The organism is Maribacter luteus, from assembly GCF_009674825.1.
GTDB lineage: Bacteria > Bacteroidota > Bacteroidia > Flavobacteriales > Flavobacteriaceae > Maribacter_A > Maribacter_A luteus.
In genome coordinates, this window is the sequence record NZ_WKJH01000030.1 from 371,125 (window position 1) to 390,145 (window position 19,021).

Annotated in this window: 12 protein-coding genes; 3 read left to right on the plus strand and 9 right to left on the minus strand. The window is 37.2% G+C overall.

All coding sequences use genetic code 11. From position 1 onward, the window contains the following. Positions 1-31: 31 nt before the first annotated feature. A complete protein-coding gene (locus tag GJ691_RS18865) occupies positions 32-3,268 on the plus strand; it encodes a WD40/YVTN/BNR-like repeat-containing protein (RefSeq protein WP_154369818.1) in 3,237 nt (1,078 codons plus the stop codon). A 339-nt stretch (positions 3,269-3,607) separates the two neighbouring features. After that, positions 3,608-4,420 carry an FRG domain-containing protein gene (locus tag GJ691_RS18870; RefSeq protein WP_154369819.1) on the plus strand — a complete coding sequence of 271 codons (813 nt, stop codon included), beginning with the start codon at positions 3,608-3,610 and terminating at the stop codon, positions 4,418-4,420. Positions 4,421-4,819: 399 nt separating this feature from the next. On the opposite strand, the gene GJ691_RS18875 is transcribed toward GJ691_RS18870, so the two are convergent. From GJ691_RS18875 to GJ691_RS18915, 9 genes are all read right to left on the minus strand, one after another. Beyond that, entirely contained in the window at positions 4,820-5,659 is an 840-nt protein-coding gene (locus GJ691_RS18875; RefSeq protein ID WP_246200226.1) for a hypothetical protein, read from the minus strand. Positions 5,660-5,793: 134 nt separating this feature from the next. Further along, the gene (locus GJ691_RS18880; RefSeq protein ID WP_154369823.1) at positions 5,794-6,345 is read right to left on the minus strand and encodes a hypothetical protein; all 552 of its coding nucleotides are present in this window, start codon (positions 6,343-6,345) and stop codon (positions 5,794-5,796) included. 22 nt (positions 6,346-6,367) lie between these two features. Next, positions 6,368-6,847 carry a hypothetical protein gene (locus tag GJ691_RS18885; protein ID WP_154369826.1) on the minus strand — a complete coding sequence of 160 codons (480 nt, stop codon included), beginning with the start codon at positions 6,845-6,847 and terminating at the stop codon, positions 6,368-6,370. Between the two features lie 342 nt (positions 6,848-7,189). Then, positions 7,190-7,789, minus strand: coding sequence for a hypothetical protein (locus GJ691_RS18890; RefSeq protein ID WP_154369828.1), 600 nt, complete (start codon positions 7,787-7,789; stop codon positions 7,190-7,192). A 264-nt stretch (positions 7,790-8,053) separates the two neighbouring features. Then, a complete protein-coding gene (locus tag GJ691_RS18895; RefSeq protein WP_154369830.1) occupies positions 8,054-8,425 on the minus strand; it encodes a hypothetical protein in 372 nt (123 codons plus the stop codon). A 252-nt stretch (positions 8,426-8,677) separates the two neighbouring features. Beyond that, on the minus strand, positions 8,678-9,193 hold the full coding sequence (locus tag GJ691_RS18900) for an outer membrane protein (RefSeq protein WP_154369832.1): 516 nt from the start codon (positions 9,191-9,193) through the stop codon (positions 8,678-8,680). Positions 9,194-9,276: 83 nt separating this feature from the next. Next, entirely contained in the window at positions 9,277-10,494 is a 1,218-nt protein-coding gene (locus tag GJ691_RS18905) for a DUF11 domain-containing protein (RefSeq protein WP_154369834.1), read from the minus strand. Between the two features lie 19 nt (positions 10,495-10,513). After that, positions 10,514-11,497, minus strand: a complete 984-nt coding sequence (locus GJ691_RS18910; protein ID WP_154369837.1) for a hypothetical protein — start codon at positions 11,495-11,497, stop codon at positions 10,514-10,516. A gap of 381 nt (positions 11,498-11,878) precedes the next feature. After that, positions 11,879-15,817 carry a two-component regulator propeller domain-containing protein gene (locus tag GJ691_RS18915; protein ID WP_246200227.1) on the minus strand — a complete coding sequence of 1,313 codons (3,939 nt, stop codon included), beginning with the start codon at positions 15,815-15,817 and terminating at the stop codon, positions 11,879-11,881. 901 nt (positions 15,818-16,718) lie between these two features. Here GJ691_RS18915 and GJ691_RS18920 point away from each other — a divergent pair. Beyond that, on the plus strand, positions 16,719-18,938 hold the full coding sequence (locus tag GJ691_RS18920) for a beta-glucosidase family protein (protein WP_154369839.1): 2,220 nt from the start codon (positions 16,719-16,721) through the stop codon (positions 18,936-18,938). The last annotated feature ends 83 nt before the right edge of the window (positions 18,939-19,021 follow it).

The window sequence follows — 19,021 nt, forward strand, 5'->3', positions numbered from 1 at the left end:
CCACCGAGTAAAGAACTAAAACCAACCTTATATGAAAAATGTCATCAAGTTTGCATTGCTCTGTTCAATTACATTCTGCTTTGCTTTTAACCTAAGTGCCCAAGAGAAATCCAAAAACCCGTTAACGGGATTGGAGTTTAGAAATATTGGTCCGGCAATGGCCTCTGGCAGAATCGCCGATATTGCGATTCATCCTGAAAATGAAAACATTTGGTATGTAGCCGTTGGATCTGGTGGGGTCTGGAAAACCATGAATTCAGGAACCACATGGGTATCCCTTTTTGATGATCAACCCTCCTATTCCATAGGGTGCGTAACCATTGACTCCAATAACCCACATACCATTTGGGTAGGGACCGGTGAAAATGTTGGTGGGCGACATGCCGGCTTTGGTGATGGTATTTATGTAAGTCATGACGACGGTAAGACTTGGAAGAATATGGGATTGAAAAATTCCGAACACTTATCAAAAATCATAGTTCACCCGACCAATTCGAATATAGTTTGGGCAGCTTCCCAAGGACCTCTTTGGAGTAAAGGGGGAGACCGAGGCGTCTTTAAAACCACCGATGGTGGGGAAACATGGGAACGTACCTTAGGGGATACCGAATGGGTGGGTGCAACTGATATGCTTATCGACCCGAACAACCCGGATATACTCTATGCCGCTACATGGCAAAGACACAGAACAGTAGCGGGTTATTTAGGGGGTGGCCCTGGATCGGGACTTCATAAAAGTACCGATGGCGGGGAAACATGGGAACCCCTTAAAAATGGTATTCCAAAATCCAATCTCGGTAAAATCGGCTTGGCCATGTCTCCCTTCGATTCACAGGTTATTTATGCGGCCATCGAATTGGACCGAAAAAAGGGCGGTGTTTTTATAACATGGAACGGGGGTGCATCTTGGTCTAAACAATCAGATGCCGTTTCTGGTGGTACCGGGCCACACTATTATCAGGAATTAATAGCTTCCCCACATAAAGAAGGAACGCTTTATCTTATGAATAACAGTGCCTTGGTTTCAACAGATCATGGAAAAACCTTTACCTTCATGAGTAGATCAAACCAACATAGTGACAGTCATGCTTTGGTTTTTAAGAAATCCGACCCTAATTATTTATTGATCGGTACCGATGGTGGTCTTTATGAAAGTTTTGACAATACGGGTAGTTGGAAATATGTACGAAACTTGCCGATCACCCAATTTTTTAAAATTGCGGTCGATGATGCCGAACCTTTTTACAATGTTTATGGTGGCACACAAGATAATGGTTCACAAGGCGGTCCGTCGAGAACCATTAGTTCTGATGGTATTGCAAGTGCCGACTGGTGGAAAACACTTGGGGCTGATGGGGCCCAAACGGCTACTGAGCCTGGAAATCCCGATATTACCTATGGAGAGTTCCAACAAGGTGCCTTATGGCGTATAGATAGTAAAACAAGGGAAACCGTATTTATTCAGCCCCAAGCAAGAGAGGGTGATCCCTTTGAACGTTTTAATTGGGATGCTCCAATTCTAGTGAGTTCACATAACCCAAAAAGATTATATTTTGCTTCGCAACGGGTTTGGAAATCAGAAGACAGGGGCGATTCCTGGAAACCGATTTCAACAGACCTTACCTTGAACCAGGAAAGGATGGACTTTCCTTATTACGGTACATCCCAAAGTTGGGATAATGCTTGGGACATAGGCGCAATGTCAAATTATAATACCATTACTTCCTTAGCCGAATCACCAAAACAAGAAGGTTTGATTTACGCTGGTACCGATGATGGACTCATTCAAGTAACGGAAGACGGAGGTGCAAATTGGAGAAAATTCACTTTGAATACCATAAAAGGATTACCCACTACACCCTTTGTGAACGATGTTCGCGCCGATCTTTTTGATGCCAACGTTGTATACGCGGCCTTGGATAACCATAAGTATGGTGATTATAAACCTTACATTATCAAAAGTACTGACAAAGGAAAGTCTTGGTCTTTGATCAACGGGGATCTTCCCAATAGATTATTGATCTGGAGACTGGTACAAGATCACGTAAAGAAAGATCTATTATTTGCCGCCACCGAATTCGGAGTCTATGCTACTTTAAATGGAGGTAAAAACTGGATGGAATTAGAGGGTGGAATGCCAACCATTCCCATTCGGGATATTACCATACAAAGACGTGAAAATGATTTGGTTGCCGGTTCATTCGGTAGGGGAATATTCATTTTGGACGATATCTCTCCTTTACGGGATTTTGATGAAAGCTTGGAGTCTACTGAAGCAAAGCTCTTTCCCATAAAACCGGTTGAGTGGTACAAACAATCCAATAGGATAGGAAGTCAAGGTGATGCTGAGTGGATTGCAAAAAATCCTCCTTTCGGGGCCAATTTCACTTATTACATGGCAGATAAGATAAAATCAAAAACAGACCTCAGGAGGGAAAAAGAGAAAAAAGGAACTGCCAAATTCCCAGGATGGGATGCTCTTGAAGAGGAAAGTAGACAAGATGGGCCATCAATACTTTTGGTAATTAAAGATGCTCAAGGAAACGTAATCAATACAGTGAAGGGATCCAACAAAAAAGGATTTAACCGCGTAAATTGGAACTTAAGTTATCCGAGTAAAAGTGGAGAGCGATTAAAGCCTCCAGAAGGGCGAAGAGGTTTTCGTAGGGGTGGCGTAATGGTTACCCCCGGGGAGTATTCCGTGACTTTGACCAAACGGGTCAATGGTATCAATACCGTTTTACAAGGACCGGAGACCTTCAAAGTAGCCCCCTTGTTCGAAGGGGCCTTACCTAGAAAATCATTTGAGGAAATGGATTCGTTCCGGGAAGCTGCTTTTGCATTTCAGCAAGATTTAACGGCAACCAGCACAGCATTATCAACCAGTCAGCAAACCGTTGATGCCATGTTAAGGGCCTTGAATAAGGCAACGTCGCCTACCGATGATTTGTATAAACGATTAAATACAGTGAAAAATACCTTGTTGGATATTGATAAAGAGCTTAACGGCGACAAAATAAAGGGAGAAATCGGGGAACGATCTAATCCTACGGCTCGTGAAGGTAATTCGATTAGCTGGAGGGCTTTGGGCAATACCTACGGTCCAACGGAAGAGCATAAAGGTTTCTTGAACCGCGTACAGAATCAACTCAAGATGGTAAAAAATAAATTACTGCCTATCATTGATTCTACACTCCCAGGACTTGAAAGTGATTTGAAGAAAACGGGAGCCCCTTGGGTGGAAGGACAAGGATTAATCAAGAATTAAACCATTACCACAAGATTTTATAAAAAAGCCTGAATATAGTATTCGGGCTTTTTCTTTTTACAATTTGTATTAAATGGATTTTGCCTTTTATATTTGAAGGACTTTAAAAGTTTTTAAACCACTGGGACTACTGAAAAAAACTTAACCGTTAGGTAATACGTATCGATAAAAAAATTACCTTCAAAACCGGTTATTCGGTATGCTCCTAGAGCCCCAAAAATTGATCTTATTTATGGATAAAACACAATGTACATACAATGCATGCCAAACATTTAGTGGTTTTAGAGCTGTTAATAAGAATAGTACCCTGTTTGGGTGCACCATAAAATTATTAGTGAAATGACAGATTTTGAGCTATTTGAACCAAAAAATTGGATAGAACTACAAGAATTTTTATTCAATGAAAAGGACAATAAAATTGATAGGTTTAGATCACCTTATGCCTATAGGGGTGTTCATAATGCCGAATTTGGATTAGAGCCAAGCCTGCAAAGAATGGGAAGAAAACCCTCAAAGGTTGAAGGTACCATGATCCGAAACTTTAAGAAGTACTCTCCGATAAACACCTTGATCGATGACAATAACAATCTTTGGAACTGGTTTTCCTTAGGACAACACCACGGACTACCCACTAGACTGATCGACTGGACCCACTCCCCAAATGTTGCCTTACATTTTTTAACGGAGGACATGGACACTTATGATATGGACGGAGCCATATGGATGGTGAACTATATAGCGCTAAGGGAAGAACTGCCGGAAGAGCTTAAAACACCCATTTTCAACAAGGACATATTTTATTTTAGCTCAAAGGAATTGAAACAAACCATAGGCAATTCTTTGGAGGAACTCTATGATTTTTCGAGTAGGAATGCAAATACCATGATATTTTTTGAGCCACCATCCCTCGATGATCGCATCATAAACCAATTCGCCCTTTTTTCGTTTATGTTAGACCCGGATTCCAATCCATTGGAGTGGCTTAAAAAACATCCCAAATATTTAAAAAAGGTAATTATCCCTTCAGGATTAAAGTGGGAAATACGCGATAAGCTCGACCAAGCGAACATTACCGAAAGAATTATTTATCCCGGGTTGGAAGGTATTTCCAAATGGTTGAAAAGATGGTATAGTGACAAGAACAAAATCTAATAGGGTGTTATGAATAAGATCAGCCAAAAAATGTTGAAAGATTAATATGACATCAAAGTCTATCTTTATTTTTACGGTTTTCTTTTCACAGGAATCTAAAAACTATTTTTACCATCACATTATTATAACTATCAGTTATGTACAGGTTTAATTTTGAGTGGTTGACTAAAATCAAAACTTGTTTCAAAATGGTACATTCAGAGGTGAATTTTGCGCATCTTTTGCATATAAACCTATAGAAATTACCCAATACCAAAAAAAATTCAATTCATATAAGCCAGCCATATAACCAATACAAATTTATCCTTTCCGTTTTCGTCTTTTTTTAAATATTCAAAAAAATGCTTTACCTAGGCAAACAAACTTTGTAATCACAACATCAATAAAATTTTGTATTGATCAGTCCTTGATTTCAAAGGTCTTCAAGAGGCCTTTTTCTTTTGAATTGGGTACTTCAGAAATAAAAACATACTTCCCTGGCTCTAAATCAACTGTAAAATAACCCGTACTACCGGACGGCATATCATTTACACCTCCAAGAAATGTTACACCATTGGGAGCTGGAGTGATAAGCCCTTTGGGGTGCGACCAGTCCATCCATTTCTCCAAGGCCTCAATATCTGCATGGGAATCCAATCGTGCGATATTAATATCGTGCCAAATAAAATTCTCGTGTGCTTTTTGGTCTTTTACAAAGACCGAGAAAGTGTGTCTACCTTGGGTGATAGGTTGGTCCCAACTTATACCTTCTTCTCCTGAAAGTATGATATTAATAGTCGCTTGTGGGGGTTCTTGACCACTAGCTTCTTTTGTAACTATGAGTGGTTTGGCCATGCCCATAAGAGTGTGGAATTTACCGTTTGGCATTTTTACGTAGCACTCCATAACATAATAACCGGGGTCTAATTTTAAGGTACTCACTGCTGTATGTTTAGGTGAGATTAGGCCTGATCCACCACTAAAAACAATATCAAAATACCAAGCAGGCAGATTACCAAATGCTCCAAAGCCTTCTTCTGATTTCCCCATATTGATTAAATCCATTCCATCTTCAAAAACGGGGGCTACATCGGTAATCGTGTTTTTAATAGTTTTACCTTCAGGATATTGATCCAATAAAAAAAAATGGGTTTCATTTGACAGGTTATCATAAACAAAGGTGTTCCACCCAGAAGAAATGGTATCCACCGATTGAAATTCCATGCTACGGGTTGTAACCCTGATTGCATTTTTCGACATACTGACTGATTCAGTTACTACTGGGTCCTCTTCAACTGTACCAGATTGCTTGTTATTCTGCTTACAATTAACTATTATACATACAAGCACTGATAGGCTTATTATTTTAAGTGTTGTTTTCATTTGCTTTAATGTTATTGGGTAAATGTTGCTTTTATTTTACCGGAAATAAGAAAATTATTGTCGCGTTCGGTTATTCCACTGCCTTCTCCCTTAAAAGTCATGTCCAATTCGTTTTCAGTCAATTTATCAATTTTAATGATTCCTTTTCTGAATATGATTCGTTTATTTATACTTTTTGTATTCCTGTCGGAATTGAAAAAGTTCAGGTCTACTTTGATTTTTCCGGCATTTTCGTCCGGAATACTATATTTTGCATTTTGGGCAACCAAAATATCGGTATGGGTAAGGTTCAAATTGAGCTGAAATGGGTTTTCCTTTTCCCTGAATAATAGTAAGATGCTGTCTTTTGTAAATATGGTCTTTACGGGCAATAGGCTTTCTTGCTGAATGTGAAATACTTGGTTTTCCATTGAAACTTCTACTGCATAGTTTCCATTGAGGTTATTTACCGAAGTGTTGGCCTCTTGCTTTTGGGCATCTTTGCACAAAACAACAACCATTGATATACCTACTATGAAAATATATAGCAAGCAGCTTTTTAATTTTGAGGTTGGAATATTCATTACCAAAGTTTTTAAGATGGGGTTATCTTACTTTTAAAACAACCATTTTTTTCTTCTTATCAAACATTACAAGGAAGTGGTCTCCAGGAAGAAAATGGTCTTCAGGTAGAAAATGGTCTCCGGGAAGAAAATGATCTCCAGGAAGAAAATGATCTCCGGGAAGAAAATGGCCACCGGGCATATATGGTACATTTAAGTTTATGGACACAACCGATTCTTGCGGGAGGTTTAAATTCCCTGTCCCCTTAAGTTGACTTTTTTTGGTAATGGCCCTTTTGGATTTTGATGAACGGTACAGTTTACCTGCATAGAAAGTACTTTTGGGGTATAACTTGTTCAAGTTACGTATATTACCCTCTTCAAAAGGAACAATATGGGTTAGCTTCTTATTGGATTTGTTCACCACCACTACCACATTTTCCCCTTTGGAGGATTTTCCCTGGGCGTTTGCACATGGGTGTACGGCCCATAATAGTAGGGCCAAAACAACTACTTTTTTCATTTGTGATTTCATATGTTTTATACATTAATGGGTTTTGAAGGATTTAAGGCATTAATCTCTTTTTTTAAATGCTCTTGTTTTTTCTATTGGTGATATACATTTTTTAAAGTTTGTGTAATTGCTTTTAATCCTTGTTTGGTATCTTGACCACAAGAAGATATTGTGAACACTGTTGAAGACAATATTGTATGCATTGGAAGTTTATCAATAACAACGTCTTCGGTGTTTACAGAAACTGATTGTGCTTTATGGTTAATAGCTCCTACGGAAATACCAAAACTAAATGTTGGGTTTCCTTCTTTTATTTCAATACGACCTGATTTAGCAGGTGTTTTTAATTACTTACATAGCGTTAAGGGATTTTAAATCCAAAGTTGAAATCACATCCCAAAGCTTATCATGGTTAATTCCAAGGCTAACTATGGTTATTCCAAAGCGCATATCAACCAAAAATTTGACTTCATAATAATTATCTTTTTCAACGTAGGTTTCCAATACTTTGAGTTCCTTGTTTTCATACGTTTTTTGATAGCCAGATGATTTTTCACTACTAAATTTCATAGTCTGAGCCATATAATGAGAGTTTATTGCCAATAAACCATCCTTGCTGGCTCCATCCACAATGGTGAGTTCTAGTTTTTTGCCGTCTCCATCTGTATAGATAGCTCCTGCAGATGCAATGTCGTTTTGCGAAATGCGGGATGTGGTAAACTCTGCCCTTTTGAAATTTTCAAGATTGGTCGGTAACCAGTTTTGGAATTGTGTTTCTGTAGCAGGTTCTGTCATTTTTAAGTGTTCTCTAAAATCGTTTGTTTTAGGTGTTTCCTTAACTACTTTTACTGTTTTTTGAATAATCTGTTTGTTTTTTGATTTATCTCCGCCACAAGAAAATAAAAAGAAGGAGCTAAAAGTTATTGCAATAGTTTTTAGTGGATATTTCATTTTAAATCTAAGGTTTATCATCAATTTTTATTTTTACCAAGTTCTTTTAACCCTTTACCAGGATGTAGCTCCTTCTTTTAATTGTTCTTCTAATTTTTCCAGTTCCTTTTTTCTTTGAACTTCCCCTTTACCCGCTATTGATCTACAGGATTTCAGAAAACCACCTACATCAAAAGAGACTATAAAAAACTTGTGTGAAATATACTTCTACTATATAAGGGATATGCTTTGTGGTTTGATTACATCCTATGTTTCAAAATGCGATTAACCGCAAGGGTTACTGTCCACTTCTTCTTTTGCCTCATCTATGGCTTGGTTGATTGCGTCTTGATTTGCCGTAGGAACACAATCGACTATATTCCGTAATGCTTCCAGGTAATCATAAGCTGTCGATTCAACAAGGGTACAATTCGACTCAGTAGGGTCCTGACTATAAGCATTTATAGCATTATAATATGCGGTGAATTCGTTTTCGACCCATTCGGTCCATGTTCCGGCTTGGCAATCAAAGGATGATGCGTCGTCATCGGTGTCGTCGCTGCCACAGCTTATAGTGATTAAAAATGCTATTGCCAGACAACAGGTTCTGAATATTTGTTTACTTGTTAATTTGTCGATAAATACATGGATACTCATTCGATTGATTTTTAAGGTTGTTATTTTCATCTGTTACTTTGTTTTCTCCGAACCAATCCTATAAAAAAGAACGGAGATATACGGGTAAAAACTTTTCCATATTCAATTGTTTACGGTGATCTTTACGTGTTTAACCCCTCCTTCTTTTTCAAATGTGCTTTGAACGCTGAAATCAAACTCGGAGACATTGACTTTCTTGGGTGTTTGCTTTAAAGCCACATAGGTAAAACTCTTGTTGTGTGTTTTCGATTCTTATATCCTAAACTTTACGCCACCGGCAACTACCAATTGGCCTTCATCAATGATTACATATTTTACTTCAGCGAACGGGGTAATGCTCCCTCCTATATTAAAATTGGCACCACCGCCCAGGTTAAGTCCAAAACGCCCATCACTGGCCGAAAAGTCTCCCAAAAAACCAAGATCGTTGTCATCGTAGCTTACCTTAACGCTGGAATAATTTAGTCCTGCAATTGCGTAAACACCAATTGTTTCTTCATCCAAAAAATAATAATTGGCATTGGCATTGAATTCAAACCAGTTGATTTTCACACCGGATTCGTCTTTAGGTAGATAATAAATAAACGAAGGCGAAATGGTCAATTTGTCAATAATTGGAAATTCCGCATTGGCACCTATACCTATATTTTCAATTTCGGTGCCGTAGGCAAGAAATACACCCAATTTGTTGTCGGTTTGGGCATTTACAGTGAAAGAAAATGTAAAGTACAATAAAGCTGATGTAATAATGAGATTGATTTTTTTCATGATTTAGAATTAATGTTAAGAGTAAAAATATTTATTCGTGAAACGTGTGTTAATTTGTCATTTAAAGGATTGGATTATTCATATCAATTTTTAAAATTAAAGTTGAAGGATTGCGCTTGAGGCAAGGTTACCGAGCAGCGTTCATAAGTATAGATCATCGAGGCGCCATCTGGATTTGTGATTTCGGCCAACCTGTTTTGAGTGTCAAATAAAACAGTAGATCCTGCTCCTTCACCCTTGGTGAGGGTGAACTTTGAGCAACCTCCATCGCCCCGGCAATCTACTTTTTCTTCGGTGATATTTTCGGCTCCCCTAAAAACATCCGGGTGGTACACAAACACCCATTCTACCATTGGATAGCGATTGGGATACACGTGGAGTTCGTAACCATTGTAAATTATGGGTTCACTGGGCCATTCTACATTAAGGTCGCCGAGCATGTCCTCATTGCCCATACTAAACATTTTTACGATGTTCTTGCCCATGTTTTTCACTTCATCAAAAGGGATTTTGTAATAGTTGCCCTTTTCGCCAGAATAGATATAGCCATCTTTGTCCCAATACACAGGACCTGGGTTTTTACCTTTACTATGGTATTCCATGCGCATGGCCATGGTATCGAAATCCAGAAAGGAAATAATTTTGTCCTTTTTATGCTCCATCACCATTTTTACGTCCGTATCAAAGCTGAACTCGTTTGGAATAATTTTTTTACTTCTGTTGTTGGCACTTTCATTATTGCTAGATCTATGAAGATCACTTATTTTCACATCCTGTCCGTCTCCATCGTCTTCATCACCTTCATCATCAATTATGAGTCCATTGCCATTGGTATCTATGCCATTATTGGGAGTACTGTCCGGGTCTGTTGTGCTACATTTGATCAGTTCGGCAGTGGTCATAAGATCGGTATCGTCCAAAACAATTACCATTACAGTCATAACCGCTCGCTTCCATGCATCGAGCGTGCCGACATTCCATAATTTGGTGGTTTGGTCGTAGTTGCCATGGGTCACTGAAACATTTGTGATGCTATAACTACTGGGAAAAACTACTTTGGAAACAATGTCGTTGGATGTTGCAGGGCCTTTATTGTTGACTGCAATGATGAAAGTTACAGCACCCCCAAGTTCAGTAACCATAGGCTGGACACTATTTTGTACATGAAGGTCTGCTTCTTCATAGTTAGGCAATACCGTACTGGTAGTTTCTGTTGTTGTACAGTTTGCTTGGGCCATATTAAGGGTGCTGAGCAGCAAAAGTGTTACTATGAAGTGTTTTGTTATTATGAGAGTTTTCATTTTTTTAGTTTAATGATCATCAATTGTTCTCCATTCCTTTTTTCAATAGGTCTTGCCCAAACATTTTTTTTTCAACGGCGGCCGGTACTTGTACTTCAACATTTTCGTAGAAGTATTCGATTTTTCCCTTGCCCGATTCAAAATAGGGGTCATTTTTTATGACAATGTTTATTTCAATCAATCTGTTTTGATTGTCGAACAAGATGTAGCTGCCCTCATGGCCACTCTCAACTACACTGAATTTGGTGCAATCCATACTGCCTCTACACGCTATTTGTGATTCTTTATATCTGTCAGCAATCATTTCATCCCTAAAATGTTCAGGTCGGATTACAAATGGAAAGTCTACGTGCATGAACGGATAAACAGCAAGTCCTTGTTTTTCCATGGCCTCCATCCCTTCAAAAATGCTGCCTTCGGGTAATTTATAGGCACTGGCCATCATACTGGGCGCCATCATGCTCATACCGGGCATTGCAAATAGGGACGTTTTGGTATATCGTTGCTCCCTTGGGTTATAACTGATAAAGAAACCCTCACTATCAGTATAGGATGTAAGTGGAGCCCCCGTTACTTGATCAACATAGTCCGAGCGCATTGCAACCGCATCGGCATCAAAATAGCTTACCATATTTGATTCTTTTTGTTTATCGTATGAGGTTACCCTAACATCCGAAGTGTACCATGCCCATTTGGCATCGATATTTTTTTTCAAGGATGGATTTTCAAACTCGGTTCCAGTCGGTATTTGTTTTTCCTTTTTGTCGAGGTTTTTTTCGGTTTCCCCAATGTTCTTGGAGTTGTCTTTCTTGTCTTTCCCTCCTTTTGCAATGGAATCTATGGTATTGTTCGTGGTTTTGGACACTTCTTTATCCGTTCTATTTAAAACGGTTCGTTCAACTGCATTTTCAGCCACTTTTTTAAGCTTTTTAAAAAACTGGGCTTGTGTAGGCATCGCCAAACACAATGCCAATAGTGTGGTTATAATTATTTTTGTTTTCATAGTGTTTAACTTTTTATGGGTTATAAAATAAATTTGTGAGGTTAGTCAGTGCTTTATTATTTCAATGGATTTTATCACTTTTTCTTTTTCCAAAATATTAAGCGAATATGTTCCTTTTTTAAGATGGTCTATACTCATATAGATATTATTGTTTGTTAGAGGTTTTTGTGGTATTGTATCCATAATTGTTTTCATTATTTCATTCTAGCCAAAAATGTCCTTTTAGTTACTTTGGAGTAAAAGTAGAAGGGCTTGCACTAGATGGATACCATACATTCGCCAAAAGATGCAACAAAATGGACAACCCCAAAAAAACATAACGTTTTAAGGGGGTTCAAAGAATTACAATCAAAATTTTATAGGAAGTAAAACGAGAAAAAATTATGTTTTTATAGAAAATTCGTTGGGGGTACACCCATAAGTTTCTTTAAAACACTTAATAAAATAAGAAGGTGTATTAAAACCTACTTGGTAAGCAATTTCAGATACCGTAGCATCGGATTTTTTTAACAGATTGGATGCTAATTTTATACGTTCATTTCTAACAAATTCCGTAGGGGTCATTCCAATAATGGCTTTTAGTTTACGGTGCAGTTGTCGCTCGCTCATTTGCATTAACCTACTAAATGACTCGTTGTTAAATTCGGTATCGGTAATATGTTCGTCCATCACATTTATTAGTTGTTCCAAAAACTTAGTTTCGGTGTTGGTAATAGCCAAATCGGGATTGATGTTTAACGAACTTTTATAATGATTGGCCAAACGTTTTTGGACATCAATGAGGTTTTTTGTCCTTATTTTTAGCTTTTCAGGATTAAAAGGCTTGGTAATATAATCATCAGCCCCGGTCTTAAAACCTTGTATCTCATTTTCTTCACCAACTTTGGCTGTCAATAAAATTACCGGAATGTGGCTGGTAAGTGCATTTTGTTTTATTTCATCGCATAGCTCAAACCCATTTTTAATGGGCATCATCACATCACTAATAATTAAATCGGGAAGATGTCTTACAGCCATATCCACACCCTCTTTACCATTTTCAGCTTCTAGAATTTTATATTCACCTTCAAAATTTGAAACAATAAATGCTCGCATATCCAAAGTGTCATCAACTATTAACAATTGTGGCAGATTTATACTCCTCGTATCAATTAAAACCTCTTTTTCAACTTTATCGGCTTTAAATTGGTCTATATTCTTTTGATTTGTCTGCACATTGTCATTACCTGTAGAGCTTTCAATAAACTCTGTTTGTTTTACAGGAATAAACAATGTAAACTGTATTTTGGAATCCTCCAACGTATGGGCCGAGATAGTACCTTGAGCCAGTTCTACCAATTCCTTAACCAAGGCCAATCCAATGCCAACACCTTCCGAAGCTTCATTGTCTTGGTAAAATCGTTGAAAAAGTTTTGATAGGTTTTTGCCGTTCATTTGTCGGGTTTCATTTTCCACAATCAAAATAAAAGCACCTTCTTGTTCATTGGCATGGACCAATACATCACTATTTTCAGGGGCATATTTAATGGCGTTTGAGAGTAGATTAGAAATGGTTTTTTCCATCATATCCCTATCAAACCAACAATCTTTCAAATCGTGTATTGTGCTTTGTATGGTTATTTTTCTACCGCGTGCCTTATATTGAAAAGCTTCCACAAGCTGTGCCAATAAAGCGTTTAAATTACCACGGGATAGATTGAGCGTTCTTTGGCCAGAATCTAAAATTGAAATATCCATCATCTGGTTGATGAGTTCAACCAATCTATCTGTATGTTTTTTAACCAGACCAAGCTCTCTTCTGTCCCTTTCTGTTAGATTTTCCTTCTTTAGTTGGTTTTCAACCGGACCGGCAATGAGTGAAAGTGGCGTACGGAACTCGTGGGAAATATTGGCATATAGATTTGTCTTAAGCTCATCTAATTTTTTGAGACGCTCAGTTTCCTCATGTTCCAAGCGCAATTGGTTTTTTACATCTAAGCGCCATTTTAAATAATAAAATAAGAGATAAGCCAGCAATGCGAACAAAAGCACATAAATTGCCATGGCAAGGTTAGTCGTATACCAAGGTTTTAAAATGGTAAATGAATAGGTTGTAGGCGCCTCGTTCCAGACACCATCATAATTGCTTGATAATACCTGAAATTCATAGTTATTGGGGGGTAAATTGGTATAATGCGCTATATTATTGTTGCTAGCATCAATCCAATGTGAATCGTTGTTAACAAGACGGTATTTATATTGGTTCAGCTCTGGTTGTGAAAATTGTAGAGATGCAAATGTAAACGACACCGTATTTTGGTTGTGCTGTAACTTTAATTCACTTGTCAAAGGATGTTCTTTGTTGAAAACCTCCATTTTTGTAATGGCCGTTTTGGGGCGAGCTGGATTTTTTTTAAGTTGTTTTGAGTTAAACCAGTTGAGTCCTTTTATCCCCCCAAAATATAGAATGCCATTTGCAGCATTATGATAAGCTCCGGCATTAAATTCGTAGGATTGCAATCCAAAGTAATTGCTATAGTTTTCAATATCTGAAATAGTATCGTTTTCTATGCTGATCTTGGTGATTCCCTTGTTAGAACTCAACCATAAATTTCCACTGGAATCTGGTAAAATGCCGTAAATAATATCATTTGGCAGCCCCTCTTTTTTGGTATACGTTGTAACTGTGCCATCTTCAATGTGGTATGATTTTAACCCTTTGCCGTTTGTTCCGATCCAAAGCGTGGAATTATCATAGTACAATGAAAAAATCCTATCAGGTATAGCATCAATCTTAGAGAATTTATCTTCTTTAATATCAAGCTGGTACAACCCATCAAATTCTGTACCTACCCAAAGGGTATTTAAACTTCCTTGCTCAATCGTATTTATATCCTGCTCAATAGTACTGATATAATAATTTGAAGCTAAGCTTGAATTTTCAGAAGTGAATTGTTTGACAACACCTTTATTTCTATCAAACTGCAGTAAACCATGGTTGGTGCAAAGCCAAATATTTCCAACAGTGTCTTTAAAAATCTTTAAAACAGTGAATAGTGACGTTTCTTTAAAGGAAGTCATTTTGCCATTGGCATCCATTATTTGAAGTCCATGGTTTAGATGCCCTATCCATAAGCTTCCTTTATCAAAAAACAAACTTACAATCCTATCTCCTAAAAGGTTGGAATTTAAAGTTGTATAGGTGAAATATTCTTCCCGATATGGGTTTATTCTGGTTAACCCCTTGCCATCGGTGCCAACCCATATGGTGTTTTTACCATCTGTGGTTATTGCCCTTATAGCATCAATATTGACGCTTTGTGGCACCTGATCATTAGTCAATACGTTGAACTTTGTCAAATACGCATCATAATAGCACACACCAGCCCCTTGAGTTCCCATCCAAATGGTTCCAGTACTATCTTCATGCAAAAAAAACAATGAATCGGAAGGCAGCGCATTAGGATCCTTTTTATTGCTGGTAAAATTCTGTACGGTTTTTAAATTGAAATCCACAAGGTAAATACCGTGCCTTTCAGTTGTAATCCAGAGCCGGTCTTCTTTATCAAACAATAGATCCTTAACAATTAAATCCTGGGGCAAAGGTTGATTTGCAAAACCTCTGAATGCCTCAAAACCAGTATCATTTGGAGTTTTAAAAAAAAGTCCTTTTTCATAACTCCCAAGAAATACAGTGCCTGTTTTAGACTTCGCGAATCGACTAAATATGGTTTCAGGTGCAAGTTCTATAAACCTATAATTCTCACCCTTAATCTCAATGATACCGTCATCTGTGGTAGCAAAAATGGAATTGTTGTCTGTTTCCACAAAACTGCAAACCGCAAAATGTTTGTCTTTTGGTTTTAAAATTTGAACCGTGTCCTTGGTTTGATGGTCAATTTTGAAAAGCCCTTCACCATAAGTACCAATATAGTAGTTATGATCAGTATCCTGAGCGATAGTTATTACTTGTTCAAATTTTGAAACTTCATGGAAACTATCTGTTTTTTGTTGATAGCGATTTAATTTGCCAGAATTAGCCACCACCCATATTATACCAGATCTATCAACGAATAATTCGCCAGATATATACTTTACTTCTCGCTTTGCATGACTAGAGGGAACATTGTAATGATTAAATTCTCGACCATCGTATTTATTAAGACCATCTTCAGTATTGAACCAAATAAAACCAAGACTATCCTGGGCTATGCTCATTACACTATTCTGTGACAAGCCATCCTCAACAGTCAATTGCTTAAAAGCTACTTGTTTATTGAGCTGTGAAAAAGCTGTCTGGAAAAAAATCCATGTAAATAATAATGTTATTTCAAATTTCAAATTTATATAAGTATAAACAAATAAGATTGTACTAAAAAGACGGATATTTCCAGTTGGCTTTCCAATACTATATGGACTTGTCAATAAGAATTCATATCGAATTAAACTTATGTTTTTTGATTTAAATTACAAATTTCTTAATGCTCTCCCAAAACTTCCTTTCTTATCAGGTTTTATTTTGGAAAAGCAAATAACAATTGTAAGCCTATATTAAGTGAAAAAGCAAACTAATAATTCGTAGTATAGAAATATTGGAAAGTATTGGTTAAAATGATATTCATTATTTTATCATAATAACTAAATATGATAAAATAATGAACATCCTTTTAAAAAAATTAGAATCACTAACAATCAATGGCTTTAATCACCATGTCAGGATTTAAATAATCCTACAAAAACCCATATTGCAAGTAAAGTTTCGATTTATTTTACACAAAAAGTAATTTTCTTTCACAAATAACTTTTTGTCTGTTCGGGATGACAGAAAACTGTAGCATTTAGACATTATAATACATCAATCATTTATAAAAAAAACATTGCCAGTCGATCTTTAAGTGCAAAATGAATTGATTTATAAATGAGCTACTCTTCATTCTATTTTTGAAAATTCAAGATAACTTATCTGTACGTCGATTAAGTACTAATTTGATGAAAATACGCTAAACTTATAAAATCAAGACAACCCAACACGAGCCTTTTTTGGCAATAAAAACGGCAACTTCCATATAAGGGTTTTACTATAGCAAGGAGCAACCTTCTAATTAAATCGGAATTAAAGAATATCACATTTTAGGTATGCTTTTAAAGGGTGATTTGCAACAAATGTTCTAATTAACGCATCAAAAATACAGATATGATTTTCTTGTAGGGAGTAATTTTACGAGACTAAAAAAATAAAACCATGAATATTAAAATTGCTTATTCCAATACTTGGAAAAAAGTATTAATCATCCTTTTTGTTTTTACAAAAACAGTAGATGTTTTTGCGCAAAAAACCAATTCTACTTTAGAAAAGAGTATTGAGTCTAAAATCGATAGTATTATACCATTACTAACGCTGAAAGAAAAAGTAGATATGTGTCACGCACAATCTAAATTCAGCACTAAAGGAGTAGGGAGGCTAGGGATACCGGAATTGTGGATGTCAGATGGTCCTCACGGTGTAAGGGCCGAAATTAGTTGGGACTCATGGGACTATGCCGGATGGACAAATGACTCAATCACCGCTTTCCCTGCATTAACTTGTTTAGCCGCAACTTTTAATCCAAAACTATCGGGAGATTATGGTTATAACCTAGGGGAAGAAGCGAGATATAGAGAAAAAGACATTCTACTCGGACCTGGAGTCAATATTTACAGAACCCCACTAAACGGAAGAAATTTCGAATACATGGGTGAAGATCCATTTTTGGCTTCAAAAATGGTTGTTCCATATATTAAGGGTGTTCAGAAAAATAATGTTGCCGCTTGTGCAAAACATTTTGCATTGAACAATCAAGAACATTGGAGAAATACTGTCAATGTAGAAGTTGGTGATAGGGCACTATACGAAATTTATCTTCCCGCCTTTAAAGCAGCTGTACAAGAAGCCGGTGTTTGGGCAGTAATGGGGGCGTACAATAAATTTAGAGGGCAATACGCTACACATAACGAATTACTTACCAAAAAGATTTTGAAGGGTGACTGGGATTATGATGGAGTGGTGATCAGTGATTGGAGTTCTACGCACGATACTATGGAAGCTGCAATGAATGGATTAGACCTTGAAATGGGGACAGGAACAGATGGCTTAGGCACCAACTCATTGAATCATTATGACAATTATTATTTGGCATCACCTTTTTTAAAAGCATTAAAATCAGGAGAAATTGATGAAACTGTTCTTAACGACAAAGTAAGGCGTATTTTGAGATTAATGTTTCGAACCACTTTAAAATCCAATAGAGGTTTTGGAAAAATCAATAATAAAGAACATCACGCCGTAGCCAGAAAAGTTGCTCAAGAGGGAATCGTTTTGTTAAAAAATGAAAATAGTTTTTTCCCTATTGAGGACAAAGAAGGCATAACCATTGCCGTAATTGGTGAAAATGCAACCCGATCCATGACAGCTGGTGGAGGGTCTTCTGAATTAAAACCTCAATTTGAAATCTCCCCGTTAGAAGGCTTAAAAGCTCGTTATGAAAATGTAAATATTGTACATTCTATGGGGTATGCAACCGGGCCATCGGTCTATGATGCCGTAATCCCTTCCAAACTTAATGCGGATTCCCTTAGGATTGAGGCCGTAAAGATTGCTAAAAATGCCGATATCGTTTTATTTTTTGGCGGATTGAACAAAAGCCACCTTCAAGATTGTGAAGGTGCCGATAGAACACAGTTCAACTTACCATTTGGCCAAGACGAATTACTCAATGATATATTAGAGGTAAACAAAAATGTTGGTTACATTTTAATGTCCGGAAATGCGGTTGAAATGCCTTGGTTAAGAAATATAGATGGTCTTATACAAACATGGTACTTAGGCAGTATGGCCGGCTACGGCATTGCAGATATCATTAGCGGAGATGTAAACCCTTCTGGAAAACTACCGTTCACTTTCCCTGCCAAACTAGAGGATAATGCCGCTCACTCCTTTGGGGTATCATCGTATCCCGGGATAGATCAGGAACAAAACTATAAGGAAGGTATTTTAGTCGGTTACAGGTGGCACGACACTAAGAAAATTACACCTCTTTATGCCTTCGGTTACGGCCTTTCATATACTAGTTTTAACATCAACAATGTAAAAACGGATAAAAAAACATACCTCCCCAACGATAAAATCAAAGTAACCTGCCAAGTAACAAATAGCGGTAATCTTGATGGTGCCGAAGTTGTCCAAGTATACGTAGGCAAACCAAAATCCAAAGTAAAAAGAGCTTTAAAAGAGCTTAAAGGATTTGAAAAAATCAATTTAAAAAAAGGGACATCTAAGACTGTAGAAGTTAGTATAGACGCTTCCGATCTTGCTTTCTATGACGAATCTATTTCTGACTGGAATCTAGAAAAAGGGGATTACGTGGTTTATGTGGGTAACGCCTCCAATAACATTATTAAAACCATAAAAATAAACATAAAGTAATTACAAATAAACACTAGAAAGTACTGCTTAAAAAGCAATAAACCATTACTATACGTTGTAGTTTTAATATCCCGGGTTGATCA